Raw genomic sequence first — 16,579 nt, forward strand, 5'->3', positions numbered from 1 at the left:
ATCCCATCCATGCCTCCCCCCGGACTGGAGGCCGCACCGGGTGTAACCGCTGCCATCCCCCCTGCGTAGTGGGAGCAACGCTGTCGGGCTTCGCAATTCCGCGAGGCCCATGGAGACTCCCACCATGTCCCTCCGCTCCTTCCGTGGAAGCGCCGCCTGCGCCGCGCTCGGTCTGCTCACGCTGTCCGCTTGCGGCTCCGGCGACGACGCCGACCCGTCCTCCCGGCGCTTCCGCGTGCGCATCGAGAACGTGGCGCCGTTCCAGCAGCTCAAGTCCGGCCGCTTCGACACGAAGGTGAGCGGCACGTCACCGGGCCCGCTGGCCCCGGGCGACACCTACGAGTTCAGCTTCACCGCGGGCCTCAACCACCGGCTCTCCTTCGCCACCATGTTCGGCCAGTCCAATGACTGGTTCTTCGGCACCGAGCCGCAAGGCATCCCGCTCTACTCCGCCGACGGACAGCCGCTGACCGGGAACATCACCTCGCGCGTGCTCCTCTGGGACGCGGGCACGGAGGTGGACGAGGAGCCCGCCGTGGGCGCGCACACCGGCCCGAAGCAGGGCAGCTCCACGGACGGCCCGGGCATCAAGGACTTCAACCCCCAGGTGCGGCGCGTGGGCACGCGGCCCGTGCTCAGCAGCGGCCAGACGTTCGCCATGCCGGAGCTCGCGTCGATGATCCGCGTGCAGCTGGCCCACGACGCGGCCACGCACCGCTTCACCGTGCGCATCGAGAACGTCTCCGACGACCGCGTCACCCTCAACACCTCCGAGGGCATCAAGCCCGTGCGCATCTCCCCGGGAGTGTGGACCGTGACGGCGGGCAGCGAGCCCCTCTTCACCGAGGGCCAGCCGGACCGGGGCCAGGGCCTGGAGGCCATCGCGGAGGGCGGCGACGCCACCGCGCTGCACGCCTGGCTCACGCCGCTGAACGGCGTGGCCACGCCCCTGTCCCCGGGCGTCTTCGCCGTGCACAACGCCGCCGCGCCGCTGTTCACGGAAGGGGCGCAGGACCGGGGGCAGGGCTTGGAGTCCCTCGCGGAGATGGGGGATGTCTCGCGCCTGGCCAGCGCCCTCTCCACGACTCCGCCCATGGGCGTGAGCGCGTCGGGCACCTTCAACACGCCGATGGATGCGTCCGCGCCCGGTCCCCTGCTGCCGGGCCACGCCTATGAATTCACCGTGACCGCACGCCCCTCGGAGCGGCTGTCCTTCGCCACGATGTTCGGCCAGTCCAACGACTGGGTCTTCGGCACCGACGAGCAGGGCATCGCGCTGTTCGACAAGGCCAACATGCCGGTGACCGGCGACCTCACGTCCAAGGTGTACCTGTGGGACGTGGGCACGGAGCTGGACGAGGAGCCCGCCGTGGGCCCGCACCAGGGCGCCCCCGAGTGGACCCTGGACACGGACAAGACCGTGCGCCGGGTGCCCGCGTCGCGCTACGCCACGCCGCTGTCCCAGCACCTGCGCGTCACCCTCACCGAAGCGGAGTAGGCACGGCGGACGCGGGGAGCGGAGTTCACACCGCTTCGCGCTCCAGGGTGTCCTCGTCGTCGGAGTCCACCGCGGGCCCGTCCTGGAAGGCGCTGGGCAGCAGGCTGAAGGGCAGCACCTTCGCCAGCGCCGCCAGGAGCAGGATGCCCCCCGGCGCGGCGAAGATGGCCAGCGCGGGGATGGCCTTCGCCACGTCGATGAGCTGGGCGCGCATGCGCTGGCGCTCGTCGGCGGTGAGCTTCTGGCGCCGCGCCGCCTTGGTGAGCAGCACCGCCAGGTCGCCCGTCTCGCGCGCCTCCTGCATGAGCCGGTGGAAGTTCTTCTCCAGCGTCTCCTGCATGCCGCCCATGAGCTCCTCGCCCATGGCGCCCGCCGCGTCCGACACGGTGAAGACATCCACCAGCGAGCGGTGCCGCGCGTAGAACTCCGCCATCTCCAATTCCAGACGCCGCAGCTCCGCCTGGGGCACGTGCAGCGCGCCCGCCAGCGTGTCGATGAAGGCCCGCTCCCGCCGCGTGCGACGGCCGTCCACCAGCGCCGCCAGCAGCGTCTGCTCCAGCAGCAGGTGGCGCATGTCCACGCTGCGCACGCGGCGCACCACGTCCCGCACGTCGCGCTTGCGCTCGAAGGACTGGCGCACCGCGGCCTTCACCTCGCCCTCCAGCGCGTGCGGCAGCTTGAGGCCCTCCACCTGCCGGAGGATGGCGCGGCGCGCGGGCTGGCTGGGTTCGCGGTCCACGCACGCGAGCGCGGTGAGCACGTCCACCAGCAGCGCCTTCTGCCGCGCCGCGAAGTCCCGCCGCCGCTCCGCCCCGCCGCGCGACAGCCGCCCGCTGGCGAACAAATCAATGGCCTGCCGGCAGAACAGCTGCGCGTCCGCGTACTGCGCGCCGTTGTGCAGCACCAGGCCATACACGGGGTCGCCCGCCAGCGACGGCGCCCGCTTGTCGAGCGCGTCCTCCACCCGGCCCACCATCCGCCGGGGCACCGGCAGCCCCGCCTGGAGCCGCGCGTCCAGCGCCATGGCCAGGTCCAGCTCGCCCGCCAGCACCGCGAAGAGCACCAGCAGCTGCTCCACCCGGGGGCCTTCCGGCGCGTCCATCACTCGCGCCAGGTCTAGCGCCATGCGCGCCAGCGTGCGCACCACGGCGTGGAACAGCTCGTCCTCCACGGCGCGCGCCGGGAGGTCCGCGGGCTCACCGCCATCCACCGGCGAGGGCAGCGGCACGGGCGTGCCGTAGACGAGCCCCGAGGCCCGCAGCGTGCGGCGCAGGAAGGCGCGGCCCCGGGCGCGGCCGGAGGAGGCTTCCTGGAGCGGGGGCGACGGGACGGGCGTGGTGGCCTGGGCATGCGCGGCGACCACGTCCGCCAGGAGCGTGGCCAACCAGGTCCCCCTTCCAAAAACCAGCACCGCCACCGGTACACCCCTCGAACGCGCGCGGCCGGTTCCCGCCGGAAGCGCACGAGGCGGGGAATAACCCAGTCGCCTCCAGGATGCCACCCGGCCTCGGGCCAGCAGCGGCGTCCTGCAACGGATGCTGATGACTGGCGGAAAAAACAGCGCGCCCGTCCACCCGGGGCGGACGAGCGCGGAGGAGACACCCTACCGGGACGGCCCTACAGCGCGGTGGCCTTGCCCGGCTCCAGGGAGACGACCTTGGTGGTGGACCGGGTCTTCTTCAGCTCCGCGGTGAACGCCTCCGGGGTGCCGGCCAGGGCGGGGAAGGTGCCGTAGTGCATGGGCACCACGGACTTCACCTTCAGCAGCTTCGCGGCGACGGCGGCCTGCGCGGGGTCCATGGTGAAGTGGCCGCCAATGGGGAGCATGGCCACGGTGGGCTTGAACTGCTCCGCGATGAGGGCCATGGAGCTGAAGGCCCCGGTGTCACCGGCGTGGTACAGCGTGGGGCCGTTGGCGATTTCGATGACGAAGCCCATGGGCGCGCCGGCGTACTGGGACGCGGCCTTCGGGTCCGCCTGGTAGCTGCTGGAGTGCACCGCCTCCACCAGGTGGATGGTGGCGTCCTTCACCGTGAACGTCCCGCCCACGTTGGCGCCCATCCCCTGCGCCTCCGGCAGGCCCAGCAGCGACACCAGCTCGAAGGAGCCGTACACCTTGGCGTTGGTCTTCTGGGCCAGGGCCTTCGTCTCGCCCACGTGGTCGAAGTGGCCGTGGGACACGAGGATGGCGTCCACCGCCTCCGGCCAGGTCGCGCCCTGCGGCGCCTTGGGGTTGGTGAGCCACGGGTCGATGGCGATGGTCGCGCCGCCCGGCGTCTTCACCACGAAGGCGGCGTGGCCCCACCACGTCACCTCCGTCTTGCCCGTCGTGGCGGCCGGCTTGCCGGCACCAGGGGCCTTGTCCGCCGCCTTGGCCGCCGCCTTGGGGGCCGCCGGCGTCGTCGGCGTGGCCTGCGCGAAGGCCGCACCCGAGACGCCCAGCACCGCGCCCACCACCACTGCCTTGAGGTTGTTGCCCATCGTTGTCCGCTCCAGGAGGAAGGAAAGAGACGACATGTCACCGTGCCGCCCGGGGGCGCCGCACGGCCGGGGCGCGACATACCACCCTGCCAGGGAGGCGGAAGGGGGCTGGCGTGTCCGGCTGCCACGGGAAGACACATGCCTTCATCCACCCACGGCGGGGGATTGTGGCCCCGGGGAGGAAGCAGCGCGCTACGCTCGATGGTCACGTGGACCATCGATTCCAAGTCAGCCTCCGTGGGGTCATCGACCTCCTGTCCCACCACCTGTACAGCTCGCCCGGGGTCTACGTGCGGGAGCTGCTCCAGAACGCCACGGACGCCATCCGCGCCCGCCAGCAGTTGGAGCCCCAGGCAACGGGCGCCGTCGGGCTGGAGCTGCGGGAGAAGCAGGACGGCGGGCCGCCCACGCTGCTCTTCACCGACGAGGGCGTGGGGCTGACGGAGGAGGAGATCCACCGCTTCCTGGCCACGATTGGCGAGTCCTCCAAGCGTGAGCAGCTGGAGGCGCGCCGCAACGACTTCATCGGCCAGTTCGGCATCGGCCTGCTGTCGTGCTTCATGGTGTGTGACGAGCTGCTGGTGGTGACGCGCTCGGCGAAAGGGGACGGGCGGACGCTGGAGTGGCGGGGCCGGCACGACGGCACCTACGACGTGCGCGTCTCCGAGCACCCGCTGGACGCCCCCGGCACGCACGTCTACCTGGTGGCCCGGCCGGACATGGTGGAGTGGTTCACCCCGGAGCGCGTGCGCCAGCTGGCGAAGCACTACGGGGGCCTCCTGCCCTTCCCCGTCCGGCTCACGGCGGAGGGGAAGACGGAGACGCTCAACCCGGACGGGCCGCCCTGGCGCCGCGCCTACGAAACGCCAGGGGACCGGCGGCAGGCGCTGCTCGCGTACGGGCGCGAGGTGTTCGGCACGGACTTCCTGGATGTGATTCCGCTGCGCTCGGAGGCGGGGGACGTGGACGGCGTGGCGTATGTGTTGCCGGCGTCGCCGCACTTCAATGCGAAGCAGAAGCACCGCGTGTACCTGAAGCAGATGCTCTTGTCGGAGAGCGCGGAGAACCTGCTGCCGGAGTGGGCGTTCTTCGTGAAGTGCGTGGTGAACGCGAACGGGCTGAGGCCCACCGCGAGCCGCGAGTCCTTCTACGAGGACACGGTGCTGGCGAAGGCGCGCGAGGCCCTGGGGCAGTCCCTGCGCCAGTACCTGATGGACCTGGCGCACGAGGAGCCCCGGGCGCTGCAGCGGCTCATCGCGCTGCATGGGCTGTCGGTGAAGGGGCTGGCGCTGGATGACGACGACTTCTACCGGCTGGTCATCCACTGGCTGACCTTCGAGACGTCGCTCGGGGTGATGACGCTGGCGGACTACCGGCGGTCTTGGCCGGTGGTGCGCTACACGCCGACGCTGGACGCGTTCCGGCAGGTGGCGCGGGTGGCGGCGGCGCAGGGGCTGTGCGTGCTGAACGCGGCGTACACGCACGACACGGCGCTCCTGGAGAAGCTGCCGCACGTGGTGCCGGAGGCGCAGGTGGCGCCGTTCTCGTCGGCGGACCTGCCCCAGAGCTTCGAGGAGCTGACGCTGGACGAGCGCGAGGCCGTCTACCCGCTGCTGCGTCTGGCGGAAGGCGTGCTGGCGCCGTTCCGCTGCGCGGTGGAGGTGAAGAAGTTCTTCCCGGCGGAGGTGCCCACGCTCTACAGCTCGGACGCGGAAGGGGCGTTCCGGCGGGACGCGGAGCGGGCGCGGGAGGAGTCGGACGATCTGTACGCGGGCGTGCTGGACGGGGTGATGGCGGGCACGGGCGGCCAGGAGCGGGCGCTGCTCTGCCTCAACCTGCACAACCCGGTGGTGCGGAGGCTGGCGGCGGTGGAAGGGCGGGAGCTGCTGAAGCTGTCGGTGGAGATGCTCTACGTGCAGGCGCTGCTATTGGGACAACACCCGCTGAACGCTCAGGAGATGGCGCTGCTCAACCACGGGCTGCTGGGGCTCATCTCGGCGAGGCTGGATGAAGGCGGCGGGGGTGGTTCGTCGGGCCCGGGTTCGCGGGGGATGCACTGATGGCGGACTGGCGCCAGCAGGTGGAGGCCTTGCGCGCGCAGGCGGGCGAGTTGCCGGAGGGCGACGCGAAGGTGCGCGCGCTGGAGGAGGCGGTGCGGCTGGTGGACGTGCACGGCGACGTGCCGCTGGGGTACGAGTTGCGGGACTCGCTCATCGACGCGGCGACGTTCGGGGGCTATCCGGACAAGGCGCTGGTGGCGTTCGCGTGGTGCCGGGGTCAGCAGAAGAAGGACCCGCAGCGGTTCGATCCGGAGGACATTCTCTGGAAGCAGAAGTGGGTGGTGGGGCGGCTGGACGAGTTCCCGCACATCAGCCGCAAGCAGATCGCCGACGCGCTGGATGACGTGGAGCAGGGCTTCGCGAAGCTGGACGCGGGCAGGCGGGCGGCGTTGAAGCTGCGCTACCAGATGGCCCGGGACATGGGGGACACGGCGGAGGCGGAGCGCCTGTGGGAGGAGTGGCTGGTCGCGCCCAGGGATCACCTGACGGACTGCCGCGTCTGCGAGCTGGACGACGAACTGGACCACCACGTGGACAAGGGCGAGTGGGAGCAGGCCATCCAGAAGGCGAAGCCCATCCTGGACGGGCGCCAGTCCTGCGCGGAGATCCCGCACCTGACGCTGGGCACGCTGCTGTATCCGTTCTTCAAGCTGGAGCGGATGAAGGAGGCGCGGGACTGCCACGTGCGCGGCTACGCGATGGTGGCGAAGAACCGCGAGTTCCTCTCCACGGTGGGAGAGCACCTGGAGTTCCTGGCGCTGACGGGCAACCTGTCGCGAGGGCTGACGCTGCTGGAGAAGCACCTGGGCTGGGCGCTGGAGCACGCCAGCCACCGGGACCGCTTCAGCTTCTACACGGCGGCGTCGTTCCTGCTGGGCCAGGTGGTGTCGGACGGCCGGGACGAAGTGAGTCTGCGATTGCCCCGCGCGTTCCCGCTGCACGCGGTGGACGGGGGCTATGGGACGGGAGCGCTGAAGGACTGGCTGGATTCCCAGGCGCGGGACATCGCGGCGCGGTTCGACGCGCGCAATGGGACGAAGCGGTTCACGGGGCTGCTGGCGCGGAATGAAGTGCTGGCCACGGAGGCGCGGCTGTTTCCGTTGGATTGAAAGGAGTGCATCCGCATGAAGGGCTCAAGCTGGATGCCTGCCGCCGTCACCTTGCTCCTCCTTGTCGCGCCGCACGGCCGGGCCGAAGAAGCAGAACTACCTCCTCCGGGCGACTGCACCAAAGACGTCTGGCGTGATTTGAGCAAAGCGGTTGGCACAGCATGCAAGACGCAGAGCATGAACTGTGACGAAACGATGTCCTGCACGGATTTGACGATTCGATGGAATCGTTTTGAGCGATGCATCGAGGCACGCAGGACCTTGATGAGCCGCTGCTTTCGTGGCGGGGACCTGGCGCACAAGAATGCCCTCGCCACCTATGAACGGGGCCAGGCTGAGTGCACGAAGTTGATTCGTGTCCGCTGCAGTCCCAATGAGCAATGCAAATGAGAGAGGACTCTCTCCGGCAAAGCATTGAGCATGCCTTCTCGGATGTCCCTCGCCCCGCGAAGAAGCGCGTCGCCTATGCACGCGGTGCATGGGAGACACCCGAACTTGTTCGGGATTTTGGGGGGCGCCACTGGAAGGACGTCCCGATAGAGAAGGTGCGCGACCATGCGGCGCACCTCTCACTGTTCAGTCCGGAGGCTCTTGCCTACTACCTTCCGGCCTATCTCAGCGCGGCGCTCATTGATCCTGAGGTACGCGGCTTTCTCTTGTCTTCACTCAGCATCCCCGACGAGACCCAGCCAGACCTACGCGCCTTCTTCCTTCGCATGTTTGGCCGACTGAGCCCGTCCCAAAGGAGCGCCATCCGGATGTTCCTCATCCACATGAGGGATACATCAACGTCGCCGATCTCCAAGCAGTCCTGGTCCTACGCGTTGGAGACGTATTGGGCGAATTGAGTGACGCCCCTCGAGCTGACACTCACAGCTAGCTACCAGGCCCATCCAGTAGCTCCCGAGGAAGCAAGCCAGGGAACTCGGCATCGAAGGCCCGAACGTCCCTGACGAGATCCGCGACAGACGCGTCGCGCAGCTGCCCCTTGTATTCAAGGGTGTCTTCACACCGGTCAAGCAACCACTCAATATCCCCCTGGGGGCGACAGGCCTCTTCGAGAGCTCGAAAAGAACTCCGGACAGGTCGCGAGTCCATTTGTCCTCCTCACTCTCCGCCATCTCGCCTCCCCGGGCTGCCGGCAAGAGCCGGAGTCCCTAGCAGCCGCGGAAGGGCCTCCCGGAGAGTCGGCAGGTACTGCCCTGAAACCTCCACATGGAATCCACCGTCGACTCCAAGCGCACTCGATGCCTGATCGTCGAGCACGACTTCGATTGAGTTTTCACCGACGCTCCACCCTGTCACCCCACCATAGTGACAAGCCCCACTCTCAGTACACAGGCAGTAGGTGTCCATCCCGCTTGCTCGATCTTGGTCGTCGAACGAGAGGGCTTTCTGGATCTCAAGGCGCATGCCAGTTCCGTCGTGCCGCTCTGCGAGAACAACTGCATACGTGTTGATGTCCTGCATCTCGTCGGCACCAACCGCAGCTGCATGGAATTCCCGCATATCACTCTCCTCCTGCGGTCCAACTCTTCTGTTCCCAGAGGAAAATGGGTCGTCGCTCCAGACTCCGCTGCCGCCTTGTTCATCGCCCCTTGCAAGACGGACAAGGCAGATATGGGCCAGCGGCGGACCTCGTGCGCATGAGCCTACGGTGTTCTCAATCGCGCTTCATCCACCCCAACTCGAGCATTCATCCTGCTCACATAGTCGTCCACCAACTCACGTGCTTCATTGCGATTCATCTTCACCTGCCGTGGGCCAGTACCCGCTGAGTGGAAGTCCAAGGGCCTTGAGGGCCTTGAAATAGGACATGGAGCGCATCTCAGGGCATTTGAGGACCGCGTCCTGGAACTCCCTGGGCGGCACGTACTCGTGCGCATCGATGTAGTGGACGATCATCCCAGGAGTGACGAAGACCTTCGTCTCCCCGGGGATGAAGACGTTCGCCGTCCCGATGGCCCCCGACGCACCGCCGTAAGAACTGCCCACGAGCCTCCCCGCGAACTGGCAAAACGAGCACAGGTGGACGCCCGCGGACACCACCGGAGGCTGCCAGGGATTCGCACACAGGCGGAGCAGCGCCCTGAAGAACGTCTCGTCCACGGTGCCCCGGGGATACGCGTTCCCCCTTTCGAGCCAGCCCACCGCGAGCGACGACTGCTCCCACTGGCGCATGTAGCTGCAAGGAGTCAGGTCTTGAATGTGGGCCATTTGCGTCAGCGCTTCAGCTTCGAGAACGGATTATTGAACGGCTCCGGCTTCTTCTGCGGCGGAGCCTGCGTCACGGAATTCGAGAACTACGAGCCGAGTTCATTCCATGAGCAGCGCTCGACGAGCCAGCGCTGAGCCAGATCCTCGACGTATTGCTGCTCACCTCCACGCCGGCCATCGAGATCGAGTGACGGGTCGGTGTTGCCGAACTCTCCAAGCAACACCTCGAACTCCCAAGCGTCGCGCGGAGCTTCAACTGGAGTGATGCGTAGGTAGCGCATCACCCCTTGGACCTCGCGCGAAATCGTCAGGCGTTCGACTCCCGCTAGCCGGATGTTGTCGATTCGCAGCGAGTTGCCAGATGCGAGCCGTTCGGCCCACGAACGCAGCGTTCTCTCCAGGGCATTCAGACCCAATTGGGCTCTCAGCGCTTCAGCTTCGAGAACGGATTGTTGAACGGCTCCGGCTTCTTCTGCGGAGGCGCCTGCGTCGTGGGCTTCTGCGCGGGACGCTGCTGCTGCACCGGTGCGCTGGCGGGCTTCGCCGGCGCGGGCCGTCCCGACGGCTGCGGCGCCCCACCCTCCAGCACCGCCCTCACCGACAACGCCAGACGCTTTCGCGCCAGGTCCACGGACAGGACCTTCACCGTCAGGCGGTCGCCCACCTTGGCCACCTCCGACGGGTCCTTGATGAAGCGCGCCGCCAACTGCGACACGTGCACCAGGCCGTCCTGATGCACGCCCACGTCCACGAACGCTCCAAACGCCGTCACGTTCGTCACCACGCCCTGCAACACCATCCCCTCCTTCACGTCCTCCAGCGACCGCAAATCATCGCGCGTCGCGTGCGCCGTGAAGTCACCGCGCGGGTCCCGGCTCGGCTTCTCCAGCTCCGCCAGGATGTCCTTCAGCGTCAGCTCTCCCAGCTCCGGCCCCAGGTAGCGCTTCGCTTCAATCTTGCGCACCAGCGCCGCGTTCCCCACCAGCGACGCCACGTCCACGCCCAGGTCCTTCGCCATGCGCTCCACCACCGTGTAGCGCTCCGGGTGCACCGCGCTCGAATCCAGCGGCTCCGGCCCTCTCACCCGCAGGAAGCCCGCCGCCTGCTCGAACGTCTTCGGCCCCAGGCCACTCACCTTCAACAGCTCCCGCCGCGTCGTGAAGCGCCCCTTCGCCGCCCGGTGCGTCACCAGCTTCTTCGCCAGCGACGGCCCCACGCCGGACACGTGCTCCAGGAGCTGCGGTGACGCCGTGTTCACGTCCACGCCCACCGCGTTCACGCACGAGTCCACCACCTCGCCCAGCTTCTTCTTCAAGAGGCCCTGGTCCACGTCGTGCTGGTACTGCCCCACCCCGATGCTCTTCGGGTCGATCTTCACCAGCTCCGCCAGCGGGTCCTGCAAGCGCCGCCCAATGGACACCGCCCCGCGCAGCGACACGTCCAGCTCCGGGAACTCCTCGCGCGCCACCTCCGACGCCGAATAGATGGACGCGCCCTGCTCGCTCACCGACACCACGGGGACCTGCACGCCCATCGCCTTCAGCGTGTCCCGCGTGAAGATCTCCGCCTCGCGGCTGCCCGTGCCGTTGCCCACGGCGATCAGCTCCGGCTTGTGCTTGCGCACCACCGCCTCCAGCAGCTTCGCCGCGCGCGCCCGCTCGTCCGCGCTCCGCTCCGAGTAGAGCGTCGTCGTCTCCACCACCGTCCCCGTCGCGTCCAGCATCACCAGCTTGATGCCCGTGCGCAGCCCCGGGTCCAACGCCAGCACCGCCCGAGCCCCCGCCGGCGCCGTCAACAACAGGTGCCGCAGGTTCTCCCCAAACACCCCGATGGCGCCCTTGTCCGCGCGCTCCTTCAGCTCCGCGCGCAGTTCCGACTCCAGCGACGGCCCCATCAGCCGGTCCCACCCGTCCTCCACCGCCGCGCGCAGCTCTCCCGCGAACAAGGACTGCGGCCGCGTCACCACGCGCCCGGTGAAGAGCCCCTTCACTTCGTCGTCCGGCAGGCCCAGCTTCACCTTCAGCACGCCCTCCTCCTCGCCGCGCAACAGCGCCAGCACGCGGTGGGACGGGGCCTGCGACAGCGGCTCCTCGTGGCCGTAGTAGTTCTCGAACTTGGTCGTCTCGCCCTTCTTCGCGGGCACCACGTCCGAGCGCAGCGTGCCCCGCTTCGTGCACAGGTCGCGGGCCTCGCGGCGCAGCTTCGCGTCCTCCGCCACCCGCTCCGCGCAGATGTCGCGCGCGCCCGCCAGCGCCTGGGCCACGTCCGCCACGCCCTTGTCCGCGTTCACATAGGGCTTCACGCGCGCGTCCAGGTTCTCCCCGCGCTGGCCCTCCTGCTTCCACACCAGATCCGCCAGCGGCTCCAGCCCCTTCTCCCGGGCGATGGCCGCGCGCGTGCGGCGCTTGGGCTTGTACGGCAGGTACAGGTCCTCCAGCTCCGCGCGCGTGCGCGCCGCATCCAGCGCCTTCTTCAGCTCCGGCGTCAGCTTCCCCTGCTCCTCGATGCTGCGCAGGATGGTGTCGCGCCGCCCGTCCAGCTCCGCGCGCTCCGTGGCCCGGTCCAGGATGGCTTGAATCTGGACCTCATCCAGGCCCCCCGTGGCCTCCTTGCGGTAGCGAGCGATGAAGGGGACGGTGCCTCCCTCTTCATGAAGCGCGAGGGTCCGGTCCACCTGCTCCGGCTTGATGCCCAGCTCCTGGGCCAACGCGGCGGCATAGACGTGCATGGCGCCCGTCTATACCCCGGTCCGCGCGCGCCTCCCAGAGACGCGCCGCTCCCCTGTGGCCCATGCGAAAGGGCCGCGCGGGAGCACCCACGCGGCCCTTCATTTCACGTCACGGCCATCCGGCTCAGGCCGGCTGGATGTCGCTGTTCTTCACGCGGAAGGTGTGCGTGGTGAACTTCGCCTCCAGCTCGCTGTCCTCGCGCTTGGAGTAGTCCTTGGCCACTTCCGCGGCGGGGATGAGGTGGAAGGTGGCGAGCGTCTCATCCGCCTTCACCTCCATCATCACGAAGCCGTGCGAGTCCGCGTCCGCGAAGCGCAGGCCCGGGTTGGACCTCATGAGCGTCTGCTCCATCTCCGTGACGGCGTGCTGGTACACCGGCGCGCCCGTGGCGTAGCCCGCGCCAATCAGCGCCAGGCTGGCCAGGCTCTTGATGGAGCCGGAGGTGATGCCCGGCGCCGTCAGCGTGGGCACGCCCTCCTCCACCGACGCGAACGACGCGTGGATGTCTCCGGAGATGAACAGCGCGTTCTTCACGCCCTGCGCCTTGAGCGTGTTGAGCATCACCTTCTTCTTCGTGGGGAAGCCGTCCCACTGGTCCACGCTGAAGTAGAAGCGCTGGCGCAGCGTCGGGTCGCTGATGTCCGCCTGCTGCCGGAAGTCCCAGATGAGCGCCGACAGCGACGTGGAGCTCACCACCATCTTCCAGGTGTTCTGCGCCGTGGTGAGGGTCTGCTGGAACCACGCCTCCTGGTCCTTGCCGAACACGTCCTCGCTCTTGCCCGCGGTCAGCTGGTACTTCACCGCCGCGAACAGGTCGAAGGTGTCCTTCACCACCACGTAGCGCGAGCCCTGGATGTTGAAGAGCGCCGCCTTGCCCATGTGCGCGTACGCCAGGCCCCGGGGCTTGTCCCCGGGCGGAATCACCAGCCCCTTGTTCACCGCCGCCAGCACCTGGTTCACGTAGTAGAGCGCCACCGGGCCCGTCACCCACTTGGCGGCCTTCTCCCCGGCCTCCGCGGCCGTGAGGCCCGCGGCCTTCGCCTGGTTCACGTACACGCCCTGGAGCACCTGCTTCTGGGCCGCGTACGCCGCGTCGTCGATGTTCACGTACGCGAACGTGTCCGTCTGGAACGTCGCCTTCACCGCGTCCGGCTGGTCCTTGAGCGCCGCGCCCAGCAGCGTCTGGTCCAGCACCACGCCGCCCGGATAGGCGTCCTCCGGGATGAGGTGGTCCGGCCGGTAGCTGCGGTAGTCCGTCACCAGCAGCTTCAGGTGCCGGCCGTACTCGAAGTCACGGTAGATGCGCGAGTTGGGGAAGCGCGGCTCCGCGGCCACGTCGATGGCGCCCTCGCCCGACTGCACCGTGTCCAGCGGGATGTACTCCAGGAAGGCCTGCTCCGCGTTGAGCTTGCGGGACCGCTGCCCCTCGTCCCGCTTGCCGTCCTCGTACGTGGCCACGTCCTGCCAGCAGTCGTCGGAGAACTCGTGGTCGTCCCAGACGATGATGAACGGGTAGCGCTCGTGCACCGCCTGCAGCTGCCTGTCGGTGCGGACGTTCTTGTAGAGGTCGCGGTAGTTGGACAGCGAGTTCGCCGCGAGGAACGCGGTGACGCCCGAGCCCTGCGGGAGCGCCTCTTCCGGCGCGCTGAAGCGCACGGCCCGGCCGCCGCCGTCGGACTGGAAGGACGTGTCGCCCGTGGTCTCGTAGACGTAGTCGCCCAGGAACACGACGAAGTCCAGGTCCGCGTCCAGCTGCAGCAGCCGCTGCCAGGCGTTGTAGTAGCGGCCAATGAAGTCCTGGCAGCTGGCGAAGACGAACTTCACCGGCACGTCATCCCCCGCCGCCGGCGCGGTGCGCGTGCGCCCCACGCGCGTGGTGTTGCGCTGGCCGTCCTTCTCGTAGCTGAAGCGGTAGTAGTACGTCGTGCGCGCGGACAGCCCCGTGACCTTCACCTTCACCGCGTGGTCGTTCTCCGCGCGCGCCGTCAGGTCCTTCTTGTCCAGCACCAGCACCTTGAAGTCTTCCGTCGTGGAGACCTCCAGCCGCAGGGGCAGGTCGTCCCCGGCGCGGGCCGTGTCCTCCACGCGCACCCACAACACCACGCTGTCCGGACGCGGGTCGCCCGACGCCAGTGACTGCGGGAAGTAGGGCGAGCCATCCGACGTCTCCGTCGCGTCGTCGTCGGAGCATCCAAAGGTCGTCGTCGCCGCGACAGCAACCACGGCTTGCAGGAACGTGCGGCGTTTGAAGGGGTTGAACAAGGCGATGGACTCCAGCGGGAAGCGGGGGTGAAGGAGCTTCCAGGCCGCGCAGTCTAGAGGCGCTCCTCCCTCCACACGAAACATCCCGGCGACACCCCGGTGATGACGGCACGCGTCACGTTTTCCAATCCCTCTCACGGTGAAGAAAAAGGGGCCGGCCCCATCGCTGGAGACCGGCCCCCTCACTGTGCTTCACCCGCCGCGCCGCTCCCCCCGGAGGTGCGCGGCGGGCCCATGCTCACGATCCGTGCGTGACTACTTCACGGCCTTCACGCGCGGACGCTTCTCGCCTTCCGCGGGCTCGCTGGCTTCCGCCGCCGGAGCCGCCGCGGCCGCGGGCTTGCCGATGCCGTACTTCTCCAGCACCAGGCTCTCGACCTCCTTGTAGGTCTCCGGGTGCTCGCGCAGGTACTCCTTCGCGTTCTCCCGGCCCTGGCCGATGCGCTCCCCCTTGAAGGAGAACCAGCTGCCGCTCTTCTCGATGATGTTCTCGTTGGAGGCGAGGTCGATGAGGTCGCCCTCCTTCGAGATGCCCGCGCCGTACATGATGTCGAACTCGACTTCCTTGAACGGCGGCGCCACCTTGTTCTTCACGACCTTCACGCGGGTGCGGCTGCCCACCACGTTCTCGCCGTTCTTGATGGCGCCCACGCGGCGGATGTCCATGCGCTGCGACGCGTAGAACTTCAGCGCGTTGCCGCCCGTGGTGGTCTCCGGGTTGCCGAACATCACGCCAATCTTCATGCGGATCTGGTTGATGAAGATGACGCACGTCTGGCTCTTGGAGATGGTGCCCGTGAGCTTGCGCAGGGCCTGGCTCATGAGGCGCGCCTGCACGCCCATGTGCGCGTCACCCATCTCACCCTCGAGTTCCGCCTTCGGCACGAGCGCGGCCACCGAGTCCACCACCAGCACGTCGATGGCGCCGGAGCGCACGAGCATCTCCGCGATTTCGAGGCCCTGCTCACCGGTGTCCGGCTGGGACAGGAGCAGGTCGTCGGTGCGCACGCCCAGCTTGCGCGCGTAGCCCACGTCCATCGCGTGCTCGGCGTCGATGTAGCCGCACACGCCGCCCTTCTTCTGCGCCTCCGCGACGATGTGGAGGCACAGCGTCGTCTTACCGGAGGACTCCGGCCCGAAGATCTCGATGATGCGCCCGCGCGGCACGCCGCCCACGCCCAGCGCGATGTCGAGCGAAGTGGACCCCGTCGAAATGGCCTGGACGTCCTTCATCATGGGCTCGTCGTTGCCGAGCCGCATGATGGAACCCTTGCCGAACTGACGCTCCACCGCCGCCAGTGCCAGCTCGATCGCCTTTTCCTTCTCCTGATTCACGGCCATTTCTCGTCGCTCCTTGGAAGAGTGGACCACCCCGGTCCACCTGAACGCGCTTTTAGTACGCGATGGGTAGACCCTAGTCCACCCCTCTGACATCCGTTTCGGGTCCTGGCGGTCAGCTCTTGCGCAGGGCAGCCAGGAAGGCAGCCACCAGCCCGCCCAATCCAGCGGCCCAACCCGCCGGAACGTCCGGCACCAGCACCATCCCCAACCCGACCCCGGACACCACGGTCAGCAGCGCCAGGGCTCCGCGATACAGGGGAGAGCCCACGGAGGCAACCGTCAGCAGGGTCAGGGCCAGCAGGGTCAAAAGCCCCTGCAGGATGAGCAGCCCGCCAGGCACGACGGCGCCGGTGAGCCCCAGCACCACCTGGAGGGCCAGCGCGCCCAGCCCCACCGCGAGCGCCGGGAAGGGGCCCCCCGGGGGCGGCGCCAGCCGCGTGCCCGGGACGGGGGCGTTCTTCAGGTGCTCCAGGTCCTCCGGGCGCACCTCCAGCGCGTAGGGGAAGCCCAGCGCCAGGAGCGACTCCACCGCCGTGGCGCGGCAGGAGCGCCCGTCCGAGTCCACCAGCCCGTCCAGGTTGCCCCCCTCCAGGAGCCGGTGGAAGGCGTCCGCCTCCGTCCGGCCCCCGCCCTGCGCCCCCAGCTCCTCCAGGAGCTGGTTGAGGTTCCAGGCCAGCCGCTTCTGCTCGTCGCCCTCCGCGCGCCGGGCCTGCTGCGCCAGCAGGTACATGGGCAGCGGCGAGTCCGTGGGCGGGGTGGGCGTACCGCCCTGCGCCAGAGGCTCCGACGCAGCCTCCCAGGCCGCCAGGTCCGACGGGGACTCCACCTCCCCTCCAGGGTGGGGGGCGGGTGTGCGCGAACGTGGGCGGAAAGCATCGGACA

The 16,579-nt window shown here is 68.8% G+C and carries 14 protein-coding genes; 5 read left to right on the top strand and 9 right to left on the bottom strand.

The window, feature by feature from the left end; all coding sequences use genetic code 11:
- The first annotated feature begins 124 nt into the window (after positions 1–124).
- Positions 125–1,498 carry a spondin domain-containing protein gene (locus D7W79_RS24060; RefSeq protein WP_120527734.1) on the top strand — a complete coding sequence of 458 codons (1,374 nt, stop codon included), beginning with the start codon at positions 125–127 and terminating at the stop codon, positions 1,496–1,498.
- Between the two features lie 25 nt (positions 1,499–1,523).
- Here the strand turns inward: D7W79_RS24060 and D7W79_RS24065 are convergent, their stop codons facing one another.
- Together D7W79_RS24065 and D7W79_RS24070 are read right to left on the bottom strand one after the other, a co-directional pair.
- The gene (locus D7W79_RS24065) at positions 1,524–2,882 is read right to left on the bottom strand and encodes a TerB family tellurite resistance protein (RefSeq protein WP_276375409.1); all 1,359 of its coding nucleotides are present in this window, start codon (positions 2,880–2,882) and stop codon (positions 1,524–1,526) included.
- 233 nt (positions 2,883–3,115) lie between these two features.
- Positions 3,116–3,979, bottom strand: a complete 864-nt coding sequence (locus tag D7W79_RS24070) for a metal-dependent hydrolase (RefSeq protein WP_120527735.1) — start codon at positions 3,977–3,979, stop codon at positions 3,116–3,118.
- 209 nt (positions 3,980–4,188) lie between these two features.
- Here D7W79_RS24070 and D7W79_RS24075 point away from each other — a divergent pair, with 209 nt between their 5' ends.
- The 4 genes from D7W79_RS24075 to D7W79_RS24090 are packed head-to-tail and all read left to right on the top strand — an operon-like array spanning position 4,189 to position 7,996.
- On the top strand, positions 4,189–6,039 hold the full coding sequence (locus D7W79_RS24075; protein WP_120527736.1) for an HSP90 family protein: 1,851 nt from the start codon (positions 4,189–4,191) through the stop codon (positions 6,037–6,039).
- Positions 6,036–7,148, top strand: coding sequence for a hypothetical protein (locus D7W79_RS24080; protein ID WP_120527737.1), 1,113 nt, complete (start codon positions 6,036–6,038; stop codon positions 7,146–7,148). The genes D7W79_RS24075 and D7W79_RS24080 overlap by 4 nt, the downstream gene beginning before the upstream one ends.
- Before the next feature lie 15 nt (positions 7,149–7,163).
- Positions 7,164–7,538: a hypothetical protein gene (locus D7W79_RS24085; protein WP_120527738.1), complete on the top strand. Its 375-nt coding sequence runs from the start codon at positions 7,164–7,166 to the stop codon at positions 7,536–7,538.
- Entirely contained in the window at positions 7,535–7,996 is a 462-nt protein-coding gene (locus D7W79_RS24090) for a DUF6714 family protein (RefSeq protein WP_147442028.1), read from the top strand. The genes D7W79_RS24085 and D7W79_RS24090 overlap by 4 nt, the downstream gene beginning before the upstream one ends.
- Before the next feature lie 259 nt (positions 7,997–8,255).
- Here D7W79_RS24090 and D7W79_RS24095 read toward each other — a convergent pair whose 3' ends face one another.
- The 7 genes from D7W79_RS24095 to D7W79_RS24120 form a co-directional block, all read right to left on the bottom strand.
- Complete coding sequence (locus D7W79_RS24095; RefSeq protein WP_120527740.1) at positions 8,256–8,657, bottom strand: Imm10 family immunity protein; 402 nt, start codon at positions 8,655–8,657, stop codon at positions 8,256–8,258.
- 225 nt (positions 8,658–8,882) lie between these two features.
- Positions 8,883–9,365, bottom strand: coding sequence for a DUF7919 family protein (locus tag D7W79_RS24100; protein ID WP_120527741.1), 483 nt, complete (start codon positions 9,363–9,365; stop codon positions 8,883–8,885).
- 86 nt (positions 9,366–9,451) lie between these two features.
- Positions 9,452–9,781 (bottom strand): hypothetical protein, encoded by a 330-nt coding sequence (locus D7W79_RS43285; protein WP_147442029.1) that lies wholly within the window; start codon positions 9,779–9,781, stop codon positions 9,452–9,454.
- 8 nt (positions 9,782–9,789) lie between these two features.
- A complete protein-coding gene (locus D7W79_RS24105; protein ID WP_120527742.1) occupies positions 9,790–12,093 on the bottom strand; it encodes a Tex family protein in 2,304 nt (767 codons plus the stop codon).
- A 124-nt stretch (positions 12,094–12,217) separates the two neighbouring features.
- On the bottom strand, positions 12,218–14,440 hold the full coding sequence (locus D7W79_RS24110) for an alkaline phosphatase D family protein (protein WP_120527743.1): 2,223 nt from the start codon (positions 14,438–14,440) through the stop codon (positions 12,218–12,220).
- A 171-nt stretch (positions 14,441–14,611) separates the two neighbouring features.
- Positions 14,612–15,697, bottom strand: a complete 1,086-nt coding sequence (gene recA, locus D7W79_RS24115; protein WP_120527744.1) for a recombinase RecA — start codon at positions 15,695–15,697, stop codon at positions 14,612–14,614.
- A gap of 112 nt (positions 15,698–15,809) precedes the next feature.
- The gene (locus D7W79_RS24120; RefSeq protein WP_120527745.1) at positions 15,810–16,523 is read right to left on the bottom strand and encodes a hypothetical protein; all 714 of its coding nucleotides are present in this window, start codon (positions 16,521–16,523) and stop codon (positions 15,810–15,812) included.
- Between the last annotated feature and the right edge of the window lie 56 nt (positions 16,524–16,579).

This window comes from Corallococcus exercitus, from assembly GCF_003611585.1.
Classification (GTDB): domain Bacteria; phylum Myxococcota; class Myxococcia; order Myxococcales; family Myxococcaceae; genus Corallococcus; species Corallococcus exercitus.

Coding starts and splice junctions, on each gene's coding strand:
- D7W79_RS24060 (WP_120527734.1), top strand. CDS start 125: ATGTCCCTCCGCTCCTTCCGTGGAAGCGCCGCCTGCGCCGCGCTCGGT.
- D7W79_RS24070 (WP_120527735.1), bottom strand. CDS start 3,979: ATGGGCAACAACCTCAAGGCAGTGGTGGTGGGCGCGGTGCTGGGCGTC.
- D7W79_RS24085 (WP_120527738.1), top strand. CDS start 7,164: ATGAAGGGCTCAAGCTGGATGCCTGCCGCCGTCACCTTGCTCCTCCTT.
- D7W79_RS24090 (WP_147442028.1), top strand. CDS start 7,535: ATGAGAGAGGACTCTCTCCGGCAAAGCATTGAGCATGCCTTCTCGGAT.
- D7W79_RS24095 (WP_120527740.1), bottom strand. CDS start 8,657: ATGCGGGAATTCCATGCAGCTGCGGTTGGTGCCGACGAGATGCAGGAC.
- D7W79_RS24100 (WP_120527741.1), bottom strand. CDS start 9,365: ATGGCCCACATTCAAGACCTGACTCCTTGCAGCTACATGCGCCAGTGG.
- D7W79_RS24105 (WP_120527742.1), bottom strand. CDS start 12,093: ATGCACGTCTATGCCGCCGCGTTGGCCCAGGAGCTGGGCATCAAGCCG.
- D7W79_RS24110 (WP_120527743.1), bottom strand. CDS start 14,440: ATGTTTCGTGTGGAGGGAGGAGCGCCTCTAGACTGCGCGGCCTGGAAG.
- recA (WP_120527744.1), bottom strand. CDS start 15,697: ATGGCCGTGAATCAGGAGAAGGAAAAGGCGATCGAGCTGGCACTGGCG.